The organism is Microbulbifer sp. ARAS458-1, assembly GCF_045348205.1.
In the GTDB taxonomy this organism is placed as follows: Bacteria; Pseudomonadota; Gammaproteobacteria; order Pseudomonadales; family Cellvibrionaceae; genus Microbulbifer.
Genome location: NZ_CP155838.1, coordinates 3,051,619 through 3,070,472 on the forward strand (window position 1 = coordinate 3,051,619; position 18,854 = coordinate 3,070,472).

General features: G+C 56.9%; 17 protein-coding genes. 8 read left to right on the plus strand and 9 right to left on the minus strand.

Annotated elements, in window-relative coordinates:
- Positions 1-7: 7 nt before the first annotated feature.
- The 7 genes from ispC to rpsB all read right to left on the minus strand — a co-directional run bounded on the left by ispC (position 8) and on the right by rpsB (position 6,472).
- Positions 8-1,264, minus strand: coding sequence for a 1-deoxy-D-xylulose-5-phosphate reductoisomerase (gene ispC / locus AAFH99_RS12715; RefSeq protein WP_406827912.1), 1,257 nt, complete (start codon positions 1,262-1,264; stop codon positions 8-10).
- A 40-nt stretch (positions 1,265-1,304) separates the two neighbouring features.
- A complete protein-coding gene (locus AAFH99_RS12720) occupies positions 1,305-2,150 on the minus strand; it encodes a phosphatidate cytidylyltransferase (RefSeq protein ID WP_043315690.1) in 846 nt (281 codons plus the stop codon).
- Positions 2,151-2,223: 73 nt separating this feature from the next.
- Positions 2,224-2,985 carry a polyprenyl diphosphate synthase gene (gene uppS / locus AAFH99_RS12725; protein ID WP_043315689.1) on the minus strand — a complete coding sequence of 254 codons (762 nt, stop codon included), beginning with the start codon at positions 2,983-2,985 and terminating at the stop codon, positions 2,224-2,226.
- Positions 2,985-3,542: a ribosome recycling factor gene (gene frr, locus AAFH99_RS12730; RefSeq protein WP_043315686.1), complete on the minus strand. Its 558-nt coding sequence runs from the start codon at positions 3,540-3,542 to the stop codon at positions 2,985-2,987. Before frr ends, uppS begins: the two co-directional genes overlap by 1 nt.
- Positions 3,535-4,275: a UMP kinase gene (gene pyrH, locus AAFH99_RS12735; protein ID WP_043315683.1), complete on the minus strand. Its 741-nt coding sequence runs from the start codon at positions 4,273-4,275 to the stop codon at positions 3,535-3,537. Before pyrH ends, frr begins: the two co-directional genes overlap by 8 nt.
- Positions 4,276-4,726: 451 nt before the next feature.
- Positions 4,727-5,590 carry a translation elongation factor Ts gene (gene tsf, locus AAFH99_RS12740; protein ID WP_406827913.1) on the minus strand — a complete coding sequence of 288 codons (864 nt, stop codon included), beginning with the start codon at positions 5,588-5,590 and terminating at the stop codon, positions 4,727-4,729.
- Positions 5,591-5,722: 132 nt separating this feature from the next.
- On the minus strand, positions 5,723-6,472 hold the full coding sequence (gene rpsB / locus AAFH99_RS12745; protein WP_043315677.1) for a 30S ribosomal protein S2: 750 nt from the start codon (positions 6,470-6,472) through the stop codon (positions 5,723-5,725).
- A 500-nt stretch (positions 6,473-6,972) separates the two neighbouring features.
- Here rpsB and map point away from each other — a divergent pair, with 500 nt between their 5' ends.
- The 8 genes from map to AAFH99_RS12785 all read left to right on the plus strand — a co-directional run bounded on the left by map (position 6,973) and on the right by AAFH99_RS12785 (position 17,724).
- Entirely contained in the window at positions 6,973-7,743 is a 771-nt protein-coding gene (gene map, locus AAFH99_RS12750; RefSeq protein WP_043315676.1) for a type I methionyl aminopeptidase, read from the plus strand.
- Between the two features lie 68 nt (positions 7,744-7,811).
- Positions 7,812-10,547: a [protein-PII] uridylyltransferase gene (locus tag AAFH99_RS12755; protein WP_043315673.1), complete on the plus strand. Its 2,736-nt coding sequence runs from the start codon at positions 7,812-7,814 to the stop codon at positions 10,545-10,547.
- Between the two features lie 36 nt (positions 10,548-10,583).
- Positions 10,584-11,771, plus strand: a complete 1,188-nt coding sequence (dapC, locus tag AAFH99_RS12760; RefSeq protein ID WP_043317800.1) for a succinyldiaminopimelate transaminase — start codon at positions 10,584-10,586, stop codon at positions 11,769-11,771.
- Between the two features lie 53 nt (positions 11,772-11,824).
- The gene (gene nth / locus AAFH99_RS12765) at positions 11,825-12,478 is read left to right on the plus strand and encodes an endonuclease III (RefSeq protein ID WP_043317799.1); all 654 of its coding nucleotides are present in this window, start codon (positions 11,825-11,827) and stop codon (positions 12,476-12,478) included.
- A 36-nt stretch (positions 12,479-12,514) separates the two neighbouring features.
- Positions 12,515-12,859 carry an ArsC family reductase gene (locus tag AAFH99_RS12770; protein ID WP_043315671.1) on the plus strand — a complete coding sequence of 115 codons (345 nt, stop codon included), beginning with the start codon at positions 12,515-12,517 and terminating at the stop codon, positions 12,857-12,859.
- A gap of 64 nt (positions 12,860-12,923) precedes the next feature.
- Entirely contained in the window at positions 12,924-13,955 is a 1,032-nt protein-coding gene (gene dapD, locus AAFH99_RS12775) for a 2,3,4,5-tetrahydropyridine-2,6-dicarboxylate N-succinyltransferase (protein ID WP_043315669.1), read from the plus strand.
- Between the two features lie 488 nt (positions 13,956-14,443).
- Positions 14,444-15,571 carry a succinyl-diaminopimelate desuccinylase gene (dapE, locus tag AAFH99_RS12780; protein WP_043315667.1) on the plus strand — a complete coding sequence of 376 codons (1,128 nt, stop codon included), beginning with the start codon at positions 14,444-14,446 and terminating at the stop codon, positions 15,569-15,571.
- Between the two features lie 191 nt (positions 15,572-15,762).
- Positions 15,763-17,724, plus strand: coding sequence for a S9 family peptidase (locus AAFH99_RS12785; protein WP_043315665.1), 1,962 nt, complete (start codon positions 15,763-15,765; stop codon positions 17,722-17,724).
- A gap of 137 nt (positions 17,725-17,861) precedes the next feature.
- On the opposite strand, the gene AAFH99_RS12790 is transcribed toward AAFH99_RS12785, so the two are convergent.
- Both AAFH99_RS12790 and AAFH99_RS12795 read right to left on the minus strand, forming a co-directional pair.
- Complete coding sequence (locus AAFH99_RS12790) at positions 17,862-18,251, minus strand: hypothetical protein (protein ID WP_406827914.1); 390 nt, start codon at positions 18,249-18,251, stop codon at positions 17,862-17,864.
- A 7-nt stretch (positions 18,252-18,258) separates the two neighbouring features.
- Positions 18,259-18,810 (minus strand): flavodoxin, encoded by a 552-nt coding sequence (locus tag AAFH99_RS12795; RefSeq protein WP_043315659.1) that lies wholly within the window; start codon positions 18,808-18,810, stop codon positions 18,259-18,261.
- Positions 18,811-18,854 lie beyond the last annotated feature (44 nt).

Sequence of the window (18,854 nt, forward strand, 5' to 3'; positions counted from 1 at the left end):
GGTCAGTTTACATTGATCTCGTTTGCGGGCGCTGTCCGTCGTCACTGTTATCGCCGACGCCACCGTCGTGGACGCCGCACAGCTCACTCAGTACTTCTTGAGCCCGCGCACGCGCTTCCCGATCAGCCCGTTCGACTACCTCCAGATCCGCCAGTTCAACGCGATTGGTGGAATCCATGACCTTTTCGATCAGCCCGGCAATTCCGGTGAATGGCAGTTTACCCTCAAGAAATGCTGCGACGGCCACTTCATTGGCCGCATTGAGCACCGTGGGCGCACTGCCACCCTGCTCCATGGCTTCCCGCGCCAGGCGCAGGCAAGGAAACCGGGTCTCATCCGGCGCTTCAAAATCCAGGCGTCCGGCAGCGATCAAATCCAGGGCACTCACGCCACTATCAATTCGCTGAGGAAAAGCCAAAGCATGCGCGATTGGCGTCCGCATGTCCGGGTTCCCCATCTGCGCCAACAGGGAGCCATCCCGGTACTGCACCATGGAGTGCACGATGCTCTGCGGGTGGACCACCACTTGGATATCCGCAGGCGCCGCGTGAAAAAGGTAGCAGGCCTCGATAAATTCCAGCCCTTTATTCATCATGGTTGCGGAATCCACGGAGATTTTACGCCCCATGGACCAGTTGGGATGATTACACGCTTCATCCGGCGTTACGCGGTGTAAAGATTCCGGGTCTGCGGTGCGGAAAGGCCCCCCGGAACCGGTGAGCAGTATCCGCTCAACACCCGCTTCGACCAGGTTGTCACACGGGTACGGCAGGCACTGGAAAATGGCATTGTGCTCGCTATCGATGGGCAACAGTGAAGCATCGCTTTGCGCCAGAGCCGACATAAATAACGGCCCAGCCATTACCAGCGACTCCTTGTTCGCCAACAGCACTTTTTTACCTGCCTGAACCGCCGCCAGCGTCGGTTTCAACCCGGCCGCTCCCACGATTGCAGCCATGACAATGCTTACCTCGGGGGCGGACGCCACCTGACAAAGCCCTTCGACACCACTCAAAACTTCAGTGACCAACCCCTCGGCGGCAAAGTCACGACGCAGCTGCGCTGCTTTCTCAGCCTCCAGAACCACAGCATAACGGGGCCTGAAGCGGCGACATTGCTGCGCGAGCTCTGCCACCCGCTCACGGGCGGTTAACGCAAATACGGAGTAATCCTGAGGGTGGCGGGCGAGTACATCCAAGGTACTCACCCCGATGGAACCGGTGGACCCGAGCACACAGACAGGTTGTGGGGTCATGGTTTGCATGAAATCGAAATACCTCTGCGCCCAAATCAACTAAAAGAGATTAAAGATATTTGGGCAATTCACTGGCAAGTGCCGCCATAGTAAATACCGGCAGCGCCGCAGTAAGACTGTCCAGGCGATCGAGAATACCGCCGTGGCCCGGCAAAATCCGGCTACTGTCTTTGATCCCACGGTGGCGCTTGAACATGCTCTCCACCAGGTCGCCAATCACCGATGCCAGGGCGGTCACCAGGACACCGATGGTAAACAGGATCGTATTTTTGGTGGGCAGATCAAACGCGGCAGACACACCCAGAGCCAGAACCAGACAAGCAGCCAGCCCACCGAAAAAACCCTCCCAGGACTTACCCGGGCTGACTTCCCGTGCCAGCTTGTGCTTGCCGAATTTGCGCCCGACAAAATAAGCGCCTACATCAGCGGCCACCACAACGGCGACCACAAACAGAACCAGCCAGGCGCCGTGTTCCTGCCCCTGCAGAATAACCACAGACAACCACGCGGGCACTAGAACCACCAGGCCAATCAACCCGCGCGCCCAACGATTCCCCCACAACATGGCACTGGCGGGATAGCCCTGCACCCACAGGAAGGCCAACGCCCACCATCCGCAGGCCACCGCGAGGATCTGACGCGCCCGATCGGTATCCGGAGAGGAAAAGTCAAAGTTGAACACATAGCTGGCAGTGGCGATCAACGCGGTGCCCAGCGCGGCGAGAAATACAAAACGTAAAGCACGGTTCAGATTGGAAAGGTTGGCCCACTCCCAACCACCCAGCAGAATGACCCCAGCAATCACGATGGAAAACCACTGAAGGGGCACGAAGAACAGCAACCCCAGGAAAAGAGCCACCAACACCAGCGCGGTAATTATTCTTTGTTTTAGCACCGTTAAACCCTTAAAAACCTTTAACTATTATCAATCGGTAATCTGTGCTCGCCAACCTGGCAGGTCTGGCATTTCAGGCCTGAGCCTCCAGGCCATCCTCTTTGCGCCCACCGTAACGTCTATCGCGCAGCCGAAAAGCCTCCAGCGCCAGATCCAGCGCAGGCACATCAAAATCGGGCCACAGCGTATCCGTGAAATAGAATTCGCTATAGGCCGTCTGCCACAGAACAAAATTGCTGATTCGCTGCTCCCCACTGGAGCGAATCAGTAAATCCACCGGCGGCAGGTCTGCCAACTGAATATGCGCACCCAAAGCTTCCTCGTCGATGGAGTCCGCAGAGCGCAGGCCACTGGCCACCTCTTCTGCAACTGCGCGCGCAGCTTGCGCAATATCCCACCGGCCACCGTAATCGGCGGCAATCACCAGTGTCCCGTGTTGGCCATCGCGGGTCATGGCCTCAGCCTCAATAATGGCGCGCTGCACCCGCGAAGAGAATCGGTCGCGACGACCGATCACGCGCAACCGAACCCCCTGCTCCTGCATGCGCCGCGCTTCCCGGCGTAAATAGGAGTGGAACAGGCTCATCAACAGCTCCACCTCTTTGGGAGGTCGCTGCCAGTTCTCACTGGAGAAGGCGAAAAGAGTCAGAACCTCGATCTGGCGCTCCTTGCACGCTTCAATCAGATCTCTGATTCGCTCCACGCCCGCCTTGTGGCCGGCAGATGGTGACAGCCCACGACGCGCAGCCCAGCGTCCATTCCCATCCATAATGATGGCGACATGTCGCGGCCCCGCCTGCTTGTGCGCTGTCGCACCAGTACCGCCAGAAGACATCAGATTTCCATCAGGTCTTTTTCTTTTGCCGCCAGCGCCTTTTCCACCTCGGCAATGTATTTGTCGGTCAGTTTCTGGATCTCGTCCGCTGCACGACGCTCGTCGTCTTCGGAGATTTCCTTGTCCTTAACCAGCGCCTTCACTTCCGCCAGCGCATCGCGACGGTTGTTACGGATGGAGACCCGCGCACTTTCCGCTTCGCCTTTGGCCTGCTTGATGAAATTCTTACGGGTTTCCTCGGTCAGCATCGGCATCGGAATACGGATAACCGCGCCCGCTGTGCTGGGGTTGAGCCCCAGGTCGGATTTCATGATGGCCTTTTCGATTTCCGGCACCAGGTTTTTTTCCCAGGGGGAAACGGACAGGGTACGCGCATCTTCCACGGTCACATTCGCCACCTGAGACAGTGGCGTATCAGAACCGTAGTACGACACCTGAATACCATCCAGAATGCTCGGGTGGGCGCGGCCGGTACGGATTTTATTGAAGTTGGTGCCCAGCGCATCGATCGCTTTGCCCATGCGCGCTTCGGCTTGCTTTTTGATATCGTTAATCACGATTCACTTCCTCTTCGATCAGTGTGCCCTCTTCACCACCCACAACAATATTGAGTAGTGCGCCGGTCTTATCCATGCGGAATACCCGCACAGGCATATTGTGTTCGCGGCAGAGGCAGATTGCGGTTAGATCCATTACACCGAGTTTCTTGTCCAGAACCTCGTCGTAAGTAAGTTGGTCGTAGCGGGTGGCGTCAGGCACCAGTTTCGGGTCCGCGGAGTAAACGCCATCGACTTTGGTGGCCTTCAGCACCATTTCCGCCTCGATCTCGATACCGCGCAGACAGGCAGCGGAATCGGTGGTGAAGAAGGGGTTGCCGGTGCCGGCGGCAAAAATAAGCACTTCACCGCGCTCCAGGTAACGGATGGCGGCGCGGCGGTCGTAGTGGTCCACGATACCGCTCATCTGAATGGCAGACATGACGCGGGAGGAAATATTGGAGCGCTCCAGGGCATCACGCAGAGCCAGCGCGTTCATTACCGTAGCCAGCATACCCATATGGTCACCGGTTACCCGGTCGAGGCCTGCAGCGTTCAGCGCGGCGCCACGAAACAGGTTTCCGCCGCCGACCACCAGTCCAACCTGAACACCAATACCCACCAGCTGGCCGATCTCCAGGGCCATTTTGTCGAGCACTTTGGGGCTGATACCAAACCCCTGTTCGCCCATCAGCTCTTCTCCGCTGAGCTTTAACAGGATTCGCTTGTACTTGCGGTCTTTAATACCTGGCATCCCTTATTCCTCAACTGTTACGGGCTAAATTCTCTGTTGAGACGCAACCGGCGTTCCGGGTCGCGCCCGCCGAACATTACAACAAATTCGGCGCTTTACCTATGGCTATACCGATCTGGCCTGGTTCAAAGTGCGGGATAGCCTCACCCGCCCCCAATTTCGCTCAAATATCGAGCAGAAAATCCCTGGTGGCCCATGCGGAAAGTCCGGTAACTAAGGAGCACAGCCAAAGTGTTCAGATCAAGGCGAGAGAGCGCAGGAATAGTGGTTCTATTTCAAGCTTTCTCAACGCAGAGCTGGACGCTTTGGTGAAGCGAACAGTTACACGACTTTCCGCATGGGCCACTAGGCGCCAGATACAACAGCGGGGCGCCCCGGACGTATTCTAATGAACACACCGGGTGCACCCCGCTGGCGCCGGCGACCGAATGGTCACCGGCTGATTCAGACATCAAGAGCTGGCTTTAACCTGAGCGGCCACTTCCGCTGCAAAGTCAACCTCTTCCTTCTCGATACCTTCACCCACCTCAAAACGCACGAAGCTGGCAACGTCGCCACCGGCATCTTTCACCAGCTTGCCAACGTTAACGTCCGGGTTCTTAACGAAAGGCTGTTCCACCAGGCTGTTTTCCTTCAGGAACTTCTTGATGCGGCCGCCCATCATCTTCTCAACGATCTCGGCGGGCTTGCCTTCCATATCCGGCTGCGCCTTGATGATGTCTTTTTCCTTCTCCAGCACGTCAGCCGGCATATCTTCTGGCTTAACGACCTGCGGGCTCACCGCAGTCACGTGCATAGCCACGTCCCGTGCGGTTTCGACATCACCGCCACTCAGAGCAACGATGGCAGCGATACGGTTGTTGGAGTGCACATAGGCACCAACTACCGGCGCTTCAACCAGCTGAATGCGACGAACACCGATGTTCTCACCGATTTTCTGTACCAGCGCTTCGCGCGCCTCTTCCAGCTCGCCTTCCATCAGTACAGCAACATCTTCCTGACGATCAGCAAATGCCTTGTCGACAACCTTGCCAACGAACGCTTTGAAGCCTTCGTCACGGGCAACGAAGTCGGTCTCGGAGTTCACTTCAACCAGAACACCGTAGCTGCCATCTTCAGCAACCTTGGCAGCAACAACACCGTCAGCAGCGGTACGACCAGCCTTCTTGGCCGCTTTCAGGCCGGAAGCTTTACGCAGATCTTCGATCGCTTTCTCGATGTCGCCATCTGCCTCGTTCAGTGCTTTTTTGCACTCCATCATCGGCAGGCCAGTGCGCTCACGCAGTTCTTTTACCATTGACGCGGTAATCGCCATGATTCAATCCTCGGGTTCAGATTCAAATTCTTTGTTGGATTTGAAAAAAAGGGGCCGGTTAAGTGGCCCCTTTTCCCTGCAGCGTAACCGAAAAATGTTACACCGCCAGTAGCCTGCGGCTATTACTCCGAATTAGGAGTCCGCAGCTTGCTGATCGTCTTCTGCTTCAACGTATTCGCTTTGAGCAGCAGCGCCACCAGCTTCGGCAGTGCCAGCCAGTACAGCGTCGGCTACCGCAGTGGTGTACAGCTTGATGGCACGGATCGCGTCATCGTTACCAGGGATGATGTAGTCAACACCTTCCGGGCTGCTGTTGGTATCGACGATACCGATGACAGGGATACCCAGTTTATTGGCTTCCTGGATCGCGATGCGCTCGTGCTCAACGTCGATCACGAACAGTACGTCCGGCAGACCACCCATGTCTTTGATACCACCGATGGAGCGCTCGAGCTTCTCCATGGTGCGGGTGCGCATCAGGGCTTCTTTCTTGGTCAGCTTCTCGAAGGTGCCGTCCTGAGACTGGGCTTCGAGATCGCGGAAACGCTTGATGGAAGCGCGGATGGTTTTGTAGTTGGTGAGCATACCACCCAGCCAGCGGTTGCTGACGTAGGGCTGACCTGCACGCTCGGCCTGCTCTTTGATGGACTTCTGCGCTGCGCGCTTGGTACCAACAAACAGAATCTTCTTCTTCTGGGCAGCCATACCTTTGATGACTTGCAGAGCTTCGTTGAAGGCCGGAACAGTGTGCTCCAGGTTGATGATGTGAATCTTGTTGCGAGCACCAAAGATGTATTCACCCATCTTCGGGTTCCAATAGCGAGTCTGGTGACCAAAGTGGACACCAGCCTGCAGCATATCGCGCATGCTGACTTGCGGCATAATAAACCTCAATAACAATAACGGAGGCAACCGACCGTAACTTGAAGGCCGAATGCTTCCCGGGTTTGATCCTCCATATACCCCATTCACCAATCCTCGGACTTCACCATCAGATGGGGAACCACAAAGACACCCAGGAGAATGTGCCGGTATATGTGCGGCGTTTGTTAAGTGCGGTGAAATTCACCACCCTTTGTTTAGTTTCACTTCGGGCACTGCCCAAAGCGGCGCGCTTTATACCATATTCCTCAGGAAGCGGGAAGCGTGACGGGCGCCACGAAAGCGGAATAATAGGATTTCGATAGCATGGGGACCAGCTGCGACAATCGGGTCACCTAATGCCCTGCCCCTGTAATTCCGCTACAATACCGCGCCGTTTCCGGGCCCCGCGGAACAGACTGCCAACTCAGGGGCCGATTTACACCAAGTGTGCCGCCAGATCGCGCGCATTTACCAACGACACTCTGTCCAGAAATAGCCACGAACAGTCGGGAATATTCATGACCAACGCCGTAAAGACACCAGAACAGATCGCCAAAATGCGCACTGCCGGCCGCCTGGCCGCCGAAGTGCTGGAAATGATTGGCGAATACGTGGTTCCCGGTGTCACCACGGAAGAGCTTGACCGCCGCTGCCATGACTATATCGTCAATGTTCAGGAGGCGATCCCCGCCTGCCTGGGTTATCGCGGCTTTCCCAAATCAATCTGTACCTCGGTCAACGAGGTGATCTGCCACGGAATCCCCTCGGAATCCAAGGTGCTAAAGAAGGGTGACATCATCAATATTGACGTCACCGTTATCAAAGATGGCTGGTACGGCGACACCTCCAAAATGTATTTCGTTGGCAAGCCAGCGGCCCACGCCCAGCGCCTGGTCAAAGTGACCCAGGAATGCCTGTACAAGGCGATCGAAATCGTGCGCCCTGGCACCACCCTCGGCGACATCGGCCATGTGATCCAACAGCACGCGGAAAAGAACTATTACTCGGTGGTCAAGGACTTCTGTGGTCACGGCATTGGCGACGTTTTCCACGAGGACCCGCAAATCCTGCATTACGGTAAGCCGGGCACCGGCCAGGTTCTGGAAGAAGGCATGACCTTCACCATTGAACCGATGATCAATGCCGGCAAACCCGGCAGCCGTGTATTGCGCGATGGCTGGACCGCCGTCACCGTCGATCGCCGGCTCTCCGCCCAGTGGGAGCACACCATGGCGGTTACCAGTGACGGCGTCGAAATCCTTACCGCGCGCAAGGAAGAGTCTTTCTGATTTCAAGCCACTCCAAGACACTATTCAGCGCTCGCGCTGGCCGACAGGGTTAACCGGATTCCGCATCTATGAATTCCAAGCAGCTGGCGCAGTTACCGCATTTCGAAAAACCCCTGTTTTTCTTCGACCAGTCCCGGTTCCGGAGAGATCTGGCAGAGGGCGCCCGCCCGACCCTGGAAATCTTCAAGGATGCGGTGGGTGCCGCAGATACCCATATGGCGCGCCGCTTCAGCGAAGGTGAAGACGTCCGCACACTGGTCTATGAGCGCGCCCTGTTTGTGGATTGCCTGATGCACTATGCGTGGTACCAATTTCAGTGGCCGGACACCATCAGCCTGCTGGCGGTGGGCGGCTACGGTCGCGGCGAATTACATCCGAAATCCGATATCGACCTGCTGATTCTCACCACCGAAAAGCCCGATGAAACCGTCGTCGACAATATCGAGCGCCTGGTCGCCTTCCTGTGGGACCTGAAACTGGATATCGGCCACGCGGTACGTACCGTGGATCAGTGTGTGGAAATGGCGGAGGAAGACATCACTGTCGCCACCAACCTGATGGAATGCCGTACGGTGGTCGGCAACCCGGCCCTGTGCGAGACGCTTGCCGAACGAATGACGCCCGACAAACTGTGGCCAGCGGATGCGTTTTTCAGCGCGAAGTATGCAGAACAGGAGGCGCGCCACAGCAAACAGCAGGGTGCCGAATACAACCTGGAGCCCAATATCAAAAACGCCCCCGGCGGCCTGAGGGATATCCAGACCATTAATTGGGTGGCCAAACGCTACTTCCATGTGCGGACATTAAAACAGTTGCAGGGCAAGGGCTTCTTCACCGAGGAAGAATTTGCCATTCTCCAGTCCGGTGAAGACTTCCTGTGGCGGGTACGCTATGGCCTGCACCTGCTGGCCGGGCGCCCGGAAGAAAGACTGCTGTTCGATTACCAGCGGGAACTGGCACGGGATTTCGGCTACAAGGACAATGAGACCCACCTGGCGGTGGAACAGTTCATGCACACCTACTACCGTATCGTCATGGCGCTGCGAGAGTTGAACGATGTAATGCTGCAGTTCCTGGACGAGGTGATCCTGCAGCGTGGCAAGCACCTGCCCGTGACCCCCATCAATGAGCGTTTCCAGTTACGCGGTAACACCATTGAGGTCGCAGTCACCCGCACCTTTATCGAACACCCACCTGCCCTGCTGGAAATCTTCGTACTGATGGCCAGCAATCCGGAAATACACGGTGTCCGGGCCTCTACGATCCGGCTGTTGCGTGAGCACCGCCACTTGATCGACGATCAGTTCCGTGCCGACCCTGCCAACGCGCGGCTGTTTATGCAGTTGCTGCGCAGCCCCCGCGGCCTGTCCACTCAACTTACTCGCATGACTCGCTACGGCATCCTCGGCCGTTACCTGCCGGAATTTGGACGAGTCACCGGGCAGATGCAACACGACCTATTCCATATCTATACCGTGGATGCGCACACCCTGCAGGTAGTGCGTAATATGCGCGGTTTTCGTAGCGAAGAGGCCTGGGAAAAATTCCCACTGGCTGCGGAAATTCTGTCACGGATGCGCAAGCCGGAACTGCTGTATATCGCCGGTCTTTACCACGATATTGCCAAGGGTCGCGGTGGCGACCACTCCAAGCTGGGCGTGATCGATGCAGACGCCTTCTGTCGACGCCACGGGCTTTCCGCACGAGACCGCCGCCTGGTGTGCTGGTTGGTGGAAAAGCACCTGCTGATGAGTGCGGTATCGCAGAAGCAGGATATTACCGACCCCGAAGTAGTCCACGCGTTTGCCGCCGAAGTGGGCGACCGCGAACACCTAGACTACCTCTACGCCCTGACGGTGGCGGACATCAACGCCACCAATCCCGATCTGTGGAACAGCTGGCGTGCCAGCCTGATGCGCCAACTGTACCAATACACTCAGCGCGCCCTGCGCCGGGGCCTTGAAAACCCCATCGACCGCGACGAAATCTACCTGGAAACCCAGGCACAGGCGCGCAATATGCTGCGCGCTATGGGTGTACCCAGCAATGCGGTGGAAGACATCTGGTCGGAAATGGGTGAAGACTACTTTGTGCGCGAAAGTGCCGACAGCATCACCTGGCACACCGCCGCCATCTACCAGCTACAGAAAGATCCGGCACGGGACGAAGACAGCGATTCCGTGGTGCTGACCCGCAACTCCGGCCCAGGCGAACACGATGGTGCCACCGAAGTGTTCGTCTACACCCCGGACAGACCCAACGTGTTTGCCGCAGTGGTCACCGGCCTCGATATGCTCAACCTGAACATTCACGACGCGCGCCTGTATAGCTCCGCTGGCGGTTATACCCTGGATACCTTCTACGTGCTGGATGAATCCGGCCAACCACTCCTGGATGAGCCACACCGCCTGGAACAGATCCGCAATACCCTGCAAAAAGAACTCAAGCTGGTAGAGGATTACTCCAAGGTCATCAAGCGCCGCACCCCGCGCCGCCTGAAAATGTTTCACCTTCCCAGCCAGGCCCATATTTCCACTGAGCCCGGCGACACTTACAGTACTCTGGAAATTACCAGTGCAGACCGCCCCGGGTTACTCGCACGTATTGCGAGAATTTTCATCACCCACGATTTGCGACTGCACAATGCGAAGATTTCCACACTTGGGGAACGGGTCGAAGATATTTTCCATATTACCGACGGTGACGATCAACCGCTCACCAACGACAGCCTGATCGAACTGTTGGAACAGGCCATTTGTCAGGAACTGGACGCACACCAGGCAACGCTACCGCCGCAACCTTGAATGTCGCCGAAAAAATGCGCTAAAGCAGACAACAATATGAACCCAAATTTGCAACAGCTGCAGCCCTACCCCTTTGCCAAACTGGCAAAACTGAAAGAAGGCATCGACGCGCCGGAAGCGCTCGCACCGATCGCCCTGTCCATCGGTGAACCCAAACACACCCCGCCAGCGTTTGTGCGCGACGAGTTGATCGACAACCTGGAAAAGCTCGCCGCCTACCCGCTCACCAAAGGGCTGGACGCGCTACGTGACACCATCGCCAATTGGCTGTGTAGTCGGTTCAAGCTCTCGTCGCTGAGTCCGGAATCGGAAGTGATTCCGGTCAATGGCACTCGCGAAGCGCTGTTTGCCTTCGCACAGACCGTAGTGACGCCAGGGTCGAAGGTGGTGATGCCAAACCCCTTCTACCAGATCTACGAAGGCGCCGCGTTTCTTGCCGGCGCCACACCATTTTTTGTCAATTGCAGGGCGGAAAACGGCTTCAAGCCCGATTTTGCCTCAGTGCCGGAAAGCGTCTGGCAAGAGTGCAGCCTCCTGTATCTCTGCACCCCGGGAAACCCTACCGGCGCTCTGCTGGATACAGACGACCTGACGCAACTGATCGCGCTGGCCGACCAATACGATTTCATCATCGCCTCCGACGAGTGTTACTCGGAACTCTACTTCGATGAAGCCAATCCACCGACGGGTCTGCTACAGGCCTGCGCGGAGCTGGGGCGTGATGACTATCGCCGCTGCGTGGTATTTCATAGCCTCTCCAAGCGCTCCAATCTGCCCGGTCTGCGCTCCGGCTTTGTCGCCGGCGATGGTGAAATTCTGGAAAAATTTCTGCTGTACCGCACCTATCACGGCTGCGCCATGCCGGTACCTACCCAGTACGCGTCCATTGCCGCTTGGCAGGATGAGCAGCACGTGAAAGCTAACCGAGACCTGTACCGTCAGAAATTTGATGCCGTACTGGAAATCCTCGACGGGTGCCTCGAGGTGCAAAAGCCCGAAGCAAGTTTTTACCTGTGGCCGCGAGTGGGCGATGGCGAGACCTTTGCTCGCGAACTGTTCCGTCAGCAACACATTACTGTGCTGCCCGGCGCCTACCTGGCCCGCGAGGCCAATGGCGTAAACCCGGGCGCAGCGTATGTACGCATGGCCCTGGTCGCCACCCTGGAAGAATGTATCGAAGCAGCGAAGCGCATTCGCAGCTTCTACGGAAAGAGTCTGTCGTAGGAGCCTGCTTGCAGGCGAGCAGAATGACCGAAGAAATTACAGTGAAGAGAAACCTGCTCAAGCAGGAACGGGTAGATTACATCCTCCATCGACTGGAAGAGCTGTACCCGGAAACACCCGTGCCTCTGGATCACTTTGATGCCTACTCCCTGCTGGTGGCAGTGCTACTGTCTGCCCAATGCACCGACGAACGGGTAAACCAGATTACACCTGCACTGTGGGCACTCGCGGACAATCCCTACGACATGGCCAAGGTGCCGGTAGAGAAAATCCGCGAAGTGATCCGCCCCTGCGGCCTTTCGCCACAAAAATCCAAAGCGATCCAGAAGCTGTCCGAGATTCTGGTCAATGAATACCACGGCCAGGTACCGGAAAACATGGCTGCCCTGGAGACCCTGCCGGGTGTCGGCCACAAGACCGCAAGCGTGGTCATGGCACAGGCCTTCGGTCACCCAGCGTTTCCGGTGGACACCCACATCCACCGTCTGGCCCAACGCTGGGGGCTCACCTCCGGCAAAAATGTGGCGCAGACGGAGAAGGACTTAAAGCGGGTTTTCCCGCGGGAGAAATGGAACAAACTGCACTTGCAGATTATCTTCTACGGTCGTGAATACTGCTCCGCCCGCGGCTGCGATGGCACCGTGTGCGAGATTTGCACCACCTGCTACCCCGCGCGCAAAAATCCGAAGAAAACCAAAAAAGCCTGAGCCCACAGATTCAGGCCCGAAACAACTGGAAGATCGATGATTACCCTCTACGGCATCAAAAACTGCGACACCGTAAAAAAGGCCCGCAAGTGGCTGGAACAAAACGATGTGGAATACACCTTCCACGACTTCCGCGATGACGGCATGGACAGTGTACCGCTGACCCAGTGGCTGCAAGAGTTTGGCTGGGAGCAGGTATTGAACCGCCGTTCCACCAGTTGGCGCGCCCTGGATGAAGCGCAAAAAGACGGGATGGACAACGGCAGTGCAAAGGCGCTGGCCCTCGAGACCCCAACCCTAATCAAGCGCCCGGTGATGACCAAAGGCAACGACACCCTGTTCGGGTTCAAGGCCGATAGCTACGCCAGCTTCGTCAAATAAAGACCGGCAACTAACCCCGACAACAACACGTTAAAAAATTCAGACTCAGGAAAAGGAAACCATCATGAGCAACCTGTACAGCATTGGCTTCGGCGTCGGCACCTGCAACAGCAAGGGCGAGTGGCTGGAGGTTTACTTCCCGCAACCGCTGCTGAACCCGAGCGAAGAAGTCGCCAAGGCCGTGACCGGCACTCTCGATATCAATGGCGGCAACGTAGCCGTTGCTCTGGAAGAAGCACAATTGCAGCCGCTGGCAGACCAACTGGCCAGCGCTGGTGCCGAAGAGCAGGCAGCCATCCTGCGTCAGTTCGCCAGCAGTCAGCGCCCACTGGTGGCGGTAGTACTGCACAGTGATGACGCGCCGCAGTCTGTCCCGGAGGCTTACCTGAAGCTGCACCTGCTGTCCCACCGCCTGGTAAAACCTCACGGCACCAAGTTGGACGGTATCTTCGGCCAGTTGGCCAATGTAGCCTGGACCAACCAAGGCGCGATCGACCTGGCAGAACTGCCCCAGCGTCAGTTGGAAGCGCGCCTCAAGGGCGAACTGCTGGAAGTTTCCTGCGTGGACAAGTTCCCGAAAATGACCAACTACGTTGTGCCGACTGGCGTGCGTATTGCACACACTGCCCGCGTTCGTCTGGGTGCTTACCTGGGTGAAGGCACCACCATCATGCACGAAGGTTTCGTAAACTTTAATGCGGGCACCGAAGGCCCGGGCATGATCGAAGGTCGTATTTCTGCCGGTGTATTCGTTGGCGCCGGTTCCGATCTGGGCGGCGGCAGTTCCACCATGGGCACCCTGTCCGGCGGTGGCAATATTGTAATTTCCCTGGGCGAAGGCTGCCTGCTGGGCGCCAACTCTGGCACCGGTATTCCGCTGGGTGACCGCTGTACCGTTGAATCCGGCCTGTACATTACTTCCGGTACCAAAGTAGCCCTCCTGGATGACAAGGGAGAAGTCGCCGAATCCGTAAAAGCGCGCGACCTCGCTGGCAAGTCCGACCTGTTGTTCCGTCGCAACTCTGCCACTGGTGCGGTTGAGTGTTTGACCAACAAAAGTGCCGTAGAACTGAACGCGGAGCTGCATAGCAATTAATTTGTAGCTTTCGCTTGCTGCGCTGCTACCGGGCCCACTTCAACCTCGCCCGGTGGCGGCAAAGCACCTGGTGGAAGGTTTCGGAATCGCTGTGAATACCCGCAAGCGGGGCCGGCCGCCAATCATAGATTGGCGTCGTTAGGCTGCTCGCGAAGCGTTGCTTCGCATACGTTTGCCTAACCCCTGTACGCTCCGGCGGTGCCATCCATGGCACCGACGGTTCCGAAACCTTCCACCAGGCACTTCGCCTTCAATCGAAGTTCAGTACTTCGTAGTGAATAACCGGGCAACCAGCTAAATACGTTAAGAACTGGATACTTCAATGCGCAGGCCCGGCTGGCGGTGACTCCTTGCGAGACCTTCCGCGAGAGGGACCTCGCGGAAGAGCCCCCATGGATGGGTTCACGGCGTGTCTCGCAAGGAGTCACCGCCAGCCGGGCCGCCACCAAACAGGAACAGTGCTCCCAAAACCACGGAGCCAAAAGACAATGACCCCGACAGTACAACTTACCTGCGACCTGATTAGTAAAAGATCCGTAACTCCTGAAGACGCAGGCTGTATGGAATTAATGCTCGAACGCCTGGAAAAGATCGGTTTTAAAACCGAGCACCTGCGTTTTGGCGATACCGATAACTTCTGGTCCGTGCGCGGCGAAGAAGGCCCCCTGTTTGCCTTCGCCGGCCACACCGACGTAGTGCCAACCGGCCCGGAAGCAAACTGGAAATACCCACCGTTCGAACCTCAAGTGGTCGACGGCATGCTGTATGGCCGCGGTGCAGCCGATATGAAAGGCTCGCTAGCTGCCATGGTGGTCGCCTGTGAAGAATTTGTCGCGGCACACCCAGACCACAAAGGCCGCATCGCTTTTCTGATCACCAGCGACGAAGAAGGTCCGGCCAAACACGGTACCGTGAAAGTCGTCGAGTGGCTGGAAGAGCGCAATGAAAAAATCGACTGGTGTCTGGTGGGCGAGCCGTCCAGTACTAGCCTCGCCGGCGATGTGATAAAGAATGGCCGTCGTGGCTCTCTCGGACTGGAGCTCACCGTATTCGGCATCCAGGGCCACGTCGCCTACCCGCACCTGGCTGAAAACCCCGTGCACAAACTGGCACCGGCCCTCGCCGAACTGGCTGCAGAAGAATGGGATCAGGGTAATGATTTCTTCCCGGCTACCAGCTTCCAGGTCTCCAATATCAACGGCGGCACCGGTGCCACCAACGTGATTCCTGGAGACGTGAAAGTGGTGTGCAACTGGCGCTTCTCCACGGAAACTACCGCGGAAGCACTGGAAAGCCGCGCCCGTGCCATTTTCGACAAACACGGCCTCAAATACGAAGCCAACTTTAACCTCAGCGGCCAACCCTTCCTGACCGCCGAAGGCCCGCTGGTAGAGTCTGCCCAGGCCGCCATTCGCAAAGTCACCGGGCGGGAAACCGAACTCTCCACCGCCGGCGGCACCTCTGATGGCCGCTTTATCGCACCGACAGGCGCGCAGGTGGTAGAGCTCGGCCCCGTAAATGCCACTATCCATAAAGTGGATGAATGCGTAAAAGCCGAAGATCTCGACCTGGTAAAGGATATGTACCGGGAGATACTGAAAGGCTTATTGGCGTAGCCACTCGCCACACTAAAAGCGAGACGTGCATCACTCAGATGCCGCCCGATCTGTTTTCCATTAGACTGGTGTTTTGAGGGTCGACGCTGTTCGGTCGTCAAATAATGGATACGGGCGGCCTTGTGCCCCAGGTGATGAACTGACCGGTACTCCGCCCCCCCGGAAGAATCTAAGAAGTACACGGAGTCACCATGCGTTTTATTTCCGCGTTGAGCATAGCCCTGTTGACAATGGTCAGCCCTCTTTTCGCCTCAGCCGCCACCGTTCCCCTCGAAGACCTGATCCGCCACCCGGAAGTGCACCAGGTTAAAATATCTCCCACTGGGTCTCATATGGCTGTTGCCCGTAGTTACGAGGGTGAGCGGGTTCTGGTGATAATGAGTTTATCCCCGCTGAAAATTACCGGTTCCCTGCGGTTTCGCGGTAAGGAAGAAGTCGGTGAATTTTACTGGGCGAATAACGAGCGGGTTGTTGCCGAAGTGATGAGCCGGCGCGCCGCGCTGGAATCCCCGGTCAACTATGGATCGCTGTTTGCGATCAACGCGGACGGTAGCCGCGGCAAAAACATTTTTGGCTACGCTGCCGGTGAGCAGCAATTGGGGAGTCGGATTAAAAAAGCGGAGGCCACTTACGCCCACGCAACTATTATTGACCCGCTGGTGGATGATAAAAATGAAATTCTTATCTCCACCTCTCCCTGGGCGCGAGATTTTGAAAGTCATGGCGATGTGTACCGGCTGAATATTTACACCGGGGTACGAAAAGAAGTCGTGGGCCTACCGCAAGTGGGCGGGCGGGCGTTTACTGATGGTAAGGGTAACCTGCTATTTGCCAACGGAACAAATCGCGACAACGAATACGAGCTGTACGCAAAAGCCGACAATGGCTGGACGCGGATTACCCACCCACTTCTGCGCCACGCCTACCCGGTCGGCTACGATCACGCACGCAGCTTGAGCTATCTGGTGGTGGACACCCCCAATACCACAGAAACTCTGGTGACCTGGGACGCCGAAAACAAAACCCTCGAAAAGGTACTGCAACATGATATTGCCGATATCAGCAATGTCATCCACCACCCACGTACCCGAAAACCCCTGGGCGCTTACCTCAACCCCGACTATCCCACGGCGCAGTTTTTCGATGAGGGCGAAGGCTTTGCGCCCTTCTACCGGGGCTTAAAAAAGGCGTTTGAGGGTTACCACATCGACTTCACCAGTTTTACCCGAGACGGTAAAAAGGGCGTGCTGCAGGTATCGGGTGACCGTTTGCCCAGCGATTATTTTCTCGTCGATCTGGAGTCAAAAAAGGTCGACTTCCTGCTTTCATCCGCCGACTGGCTGGACCCGCAAACCCTGAATCCGATGCGCGCAGAGTCCTTCGAAGCATCCGATGGGCTGCGAATCAGTACTTATCTCACCTTCCCCGCCGGTGGCGAAGCATCCGGCAAACTGCCCATGGTGGTGGTACCCCACGGTGGTCCCCACGCCCGCGACTTCTGGGGGTTCACCCGGGACGCTCAGATTCTTTCCCAGAATGGCTATCTGGTACTACAGGTAAACTTCCGCGGATCTACCGGCTTCGGCAACCACTTCCTTGATGCCGGTAAAAATGAATGGGGCGGTGCCATTCAGCGGGACATCGCTGAAGCCGTGCACTGGGCTGTGGACCAAGGCTACGCGGATGCCGATCGGGTGTGTATTTACGGGGCCAGCTTCGGTGGCTACTCCGCTTTAATGAACCCTATCCGCTACCCGGAACTGTACCAGTGTGCAGCGGGCTACGTGGGTGTTTACGATCTGGAGCTATTGTACAAAAAGGGCGATATTCGCCGGCGAGACCGGGGTGTCGCCTACCTCGGTGAAACCATTGGCCAGGACCCAGAAGTCATGCGCGCGAATTCCCCGCTGTATCACACGGACAAGCTGGACTTGCCGCTGTTTATCATTCACGGAGAAGAAGATGAGCGGGCGCCAGTGGCCCACGCAGAAGCGATGCTCGAAGAGCTGGAGAAAAATGGCAAGCCGGCCCAGTCCCTTATCGTCAAACACGAAGGGCACGGATTTTACAACGAAGACAATCGGCGTCTGATGTACACCCAGTTACTCAGTTTCCTGGATGCCCATATCGGAATCGGATCTGCTGAGCGGTAATATCGGCAAGAAAAGCCCGGTAAGCTCTTTATACTGTTCAATTAACGTTGCTGAGGGCGAAGGTGACGATACCGGGTGCGGTCTTGTGGACCTTCACCGCCAGGGATGGCGAGCACCAGGGGTGGGTTTACGGCCGTTTAATGCAGCCGACCGTGCCGCACCAAAGGTTCTGAGGAGGTGTGTCCGTCATAACCGTGGGCCATGACAAAGTAGTAGAGTACCTGCTCTTCCCCATCGGCTTCGGCCACCAGATCGAAAATCACTTCGTCCTTTTCACCGGGTGTCATGCGCACGGAGCTGACCAGATCAGGCTCCAGGAACACCTCACCAATCAGGCGTTTACCGCGCACCAACTGGACCAGCAGTGTGCGTGGATTTTCCTGGGTAAAACGCCAGTGGAAATCATCGTCATCGTACAGAATGGAATCCGGAGTACCGGCGCGGAGAATACAGTTACAGTGATCGGCGAGCCAGGGCCAGAAGTCCTGTAATCCCATGGAGGCAGTATGCATTTCCGTTTGCGTCATGGCCGGTTCAGTCCTCGAGTACCGCGACGCTAGCCGCACCGCCTTCCAGGCCCAGTTCCTCAGCAATCTGCTGACACCACTCATTCAGGCGTGCACAGGTCATTTCCTCCTGCTGATCCTCATCAATTGCCAGCCCCACAAACAGGTTCTGCCCGGTAATTTCCGCTTTTGACGCTTCGAACTCATATCCCGCAGTCGACCAGTGGCCGACGATGGTGGCGCCATTGGCGACGATCACATCGTGCAGCATCCCCATCGCATCGAGGAAATAGTCTCCATAGCCAAACTGGTCACCAAGACCGAATAACGCCACCGTCTTGCCGGTGAAATCGATTTCCTGCACGTCTTCCCAGAAGTCTTCCCAGTCCGACTGGATCTGGCCGAAATCCCAGGTGGGAATGCCGAAGATCAGCTGTTCGTAATCGGCAATTTCCAACTGGGTAACGTCCGCAATATCGTGGACCTCAACCCGGTGCTCTCCCAGGCGCGCGGCGATGCGCTGGGCCACACCTTCGGTGTTACCTTCGTCGCTACCGTAAAACAGGCCGATCTTGCTCACTGTATATCCTCAACTGCCAATAACTGCCCTGAGCGACACGATAC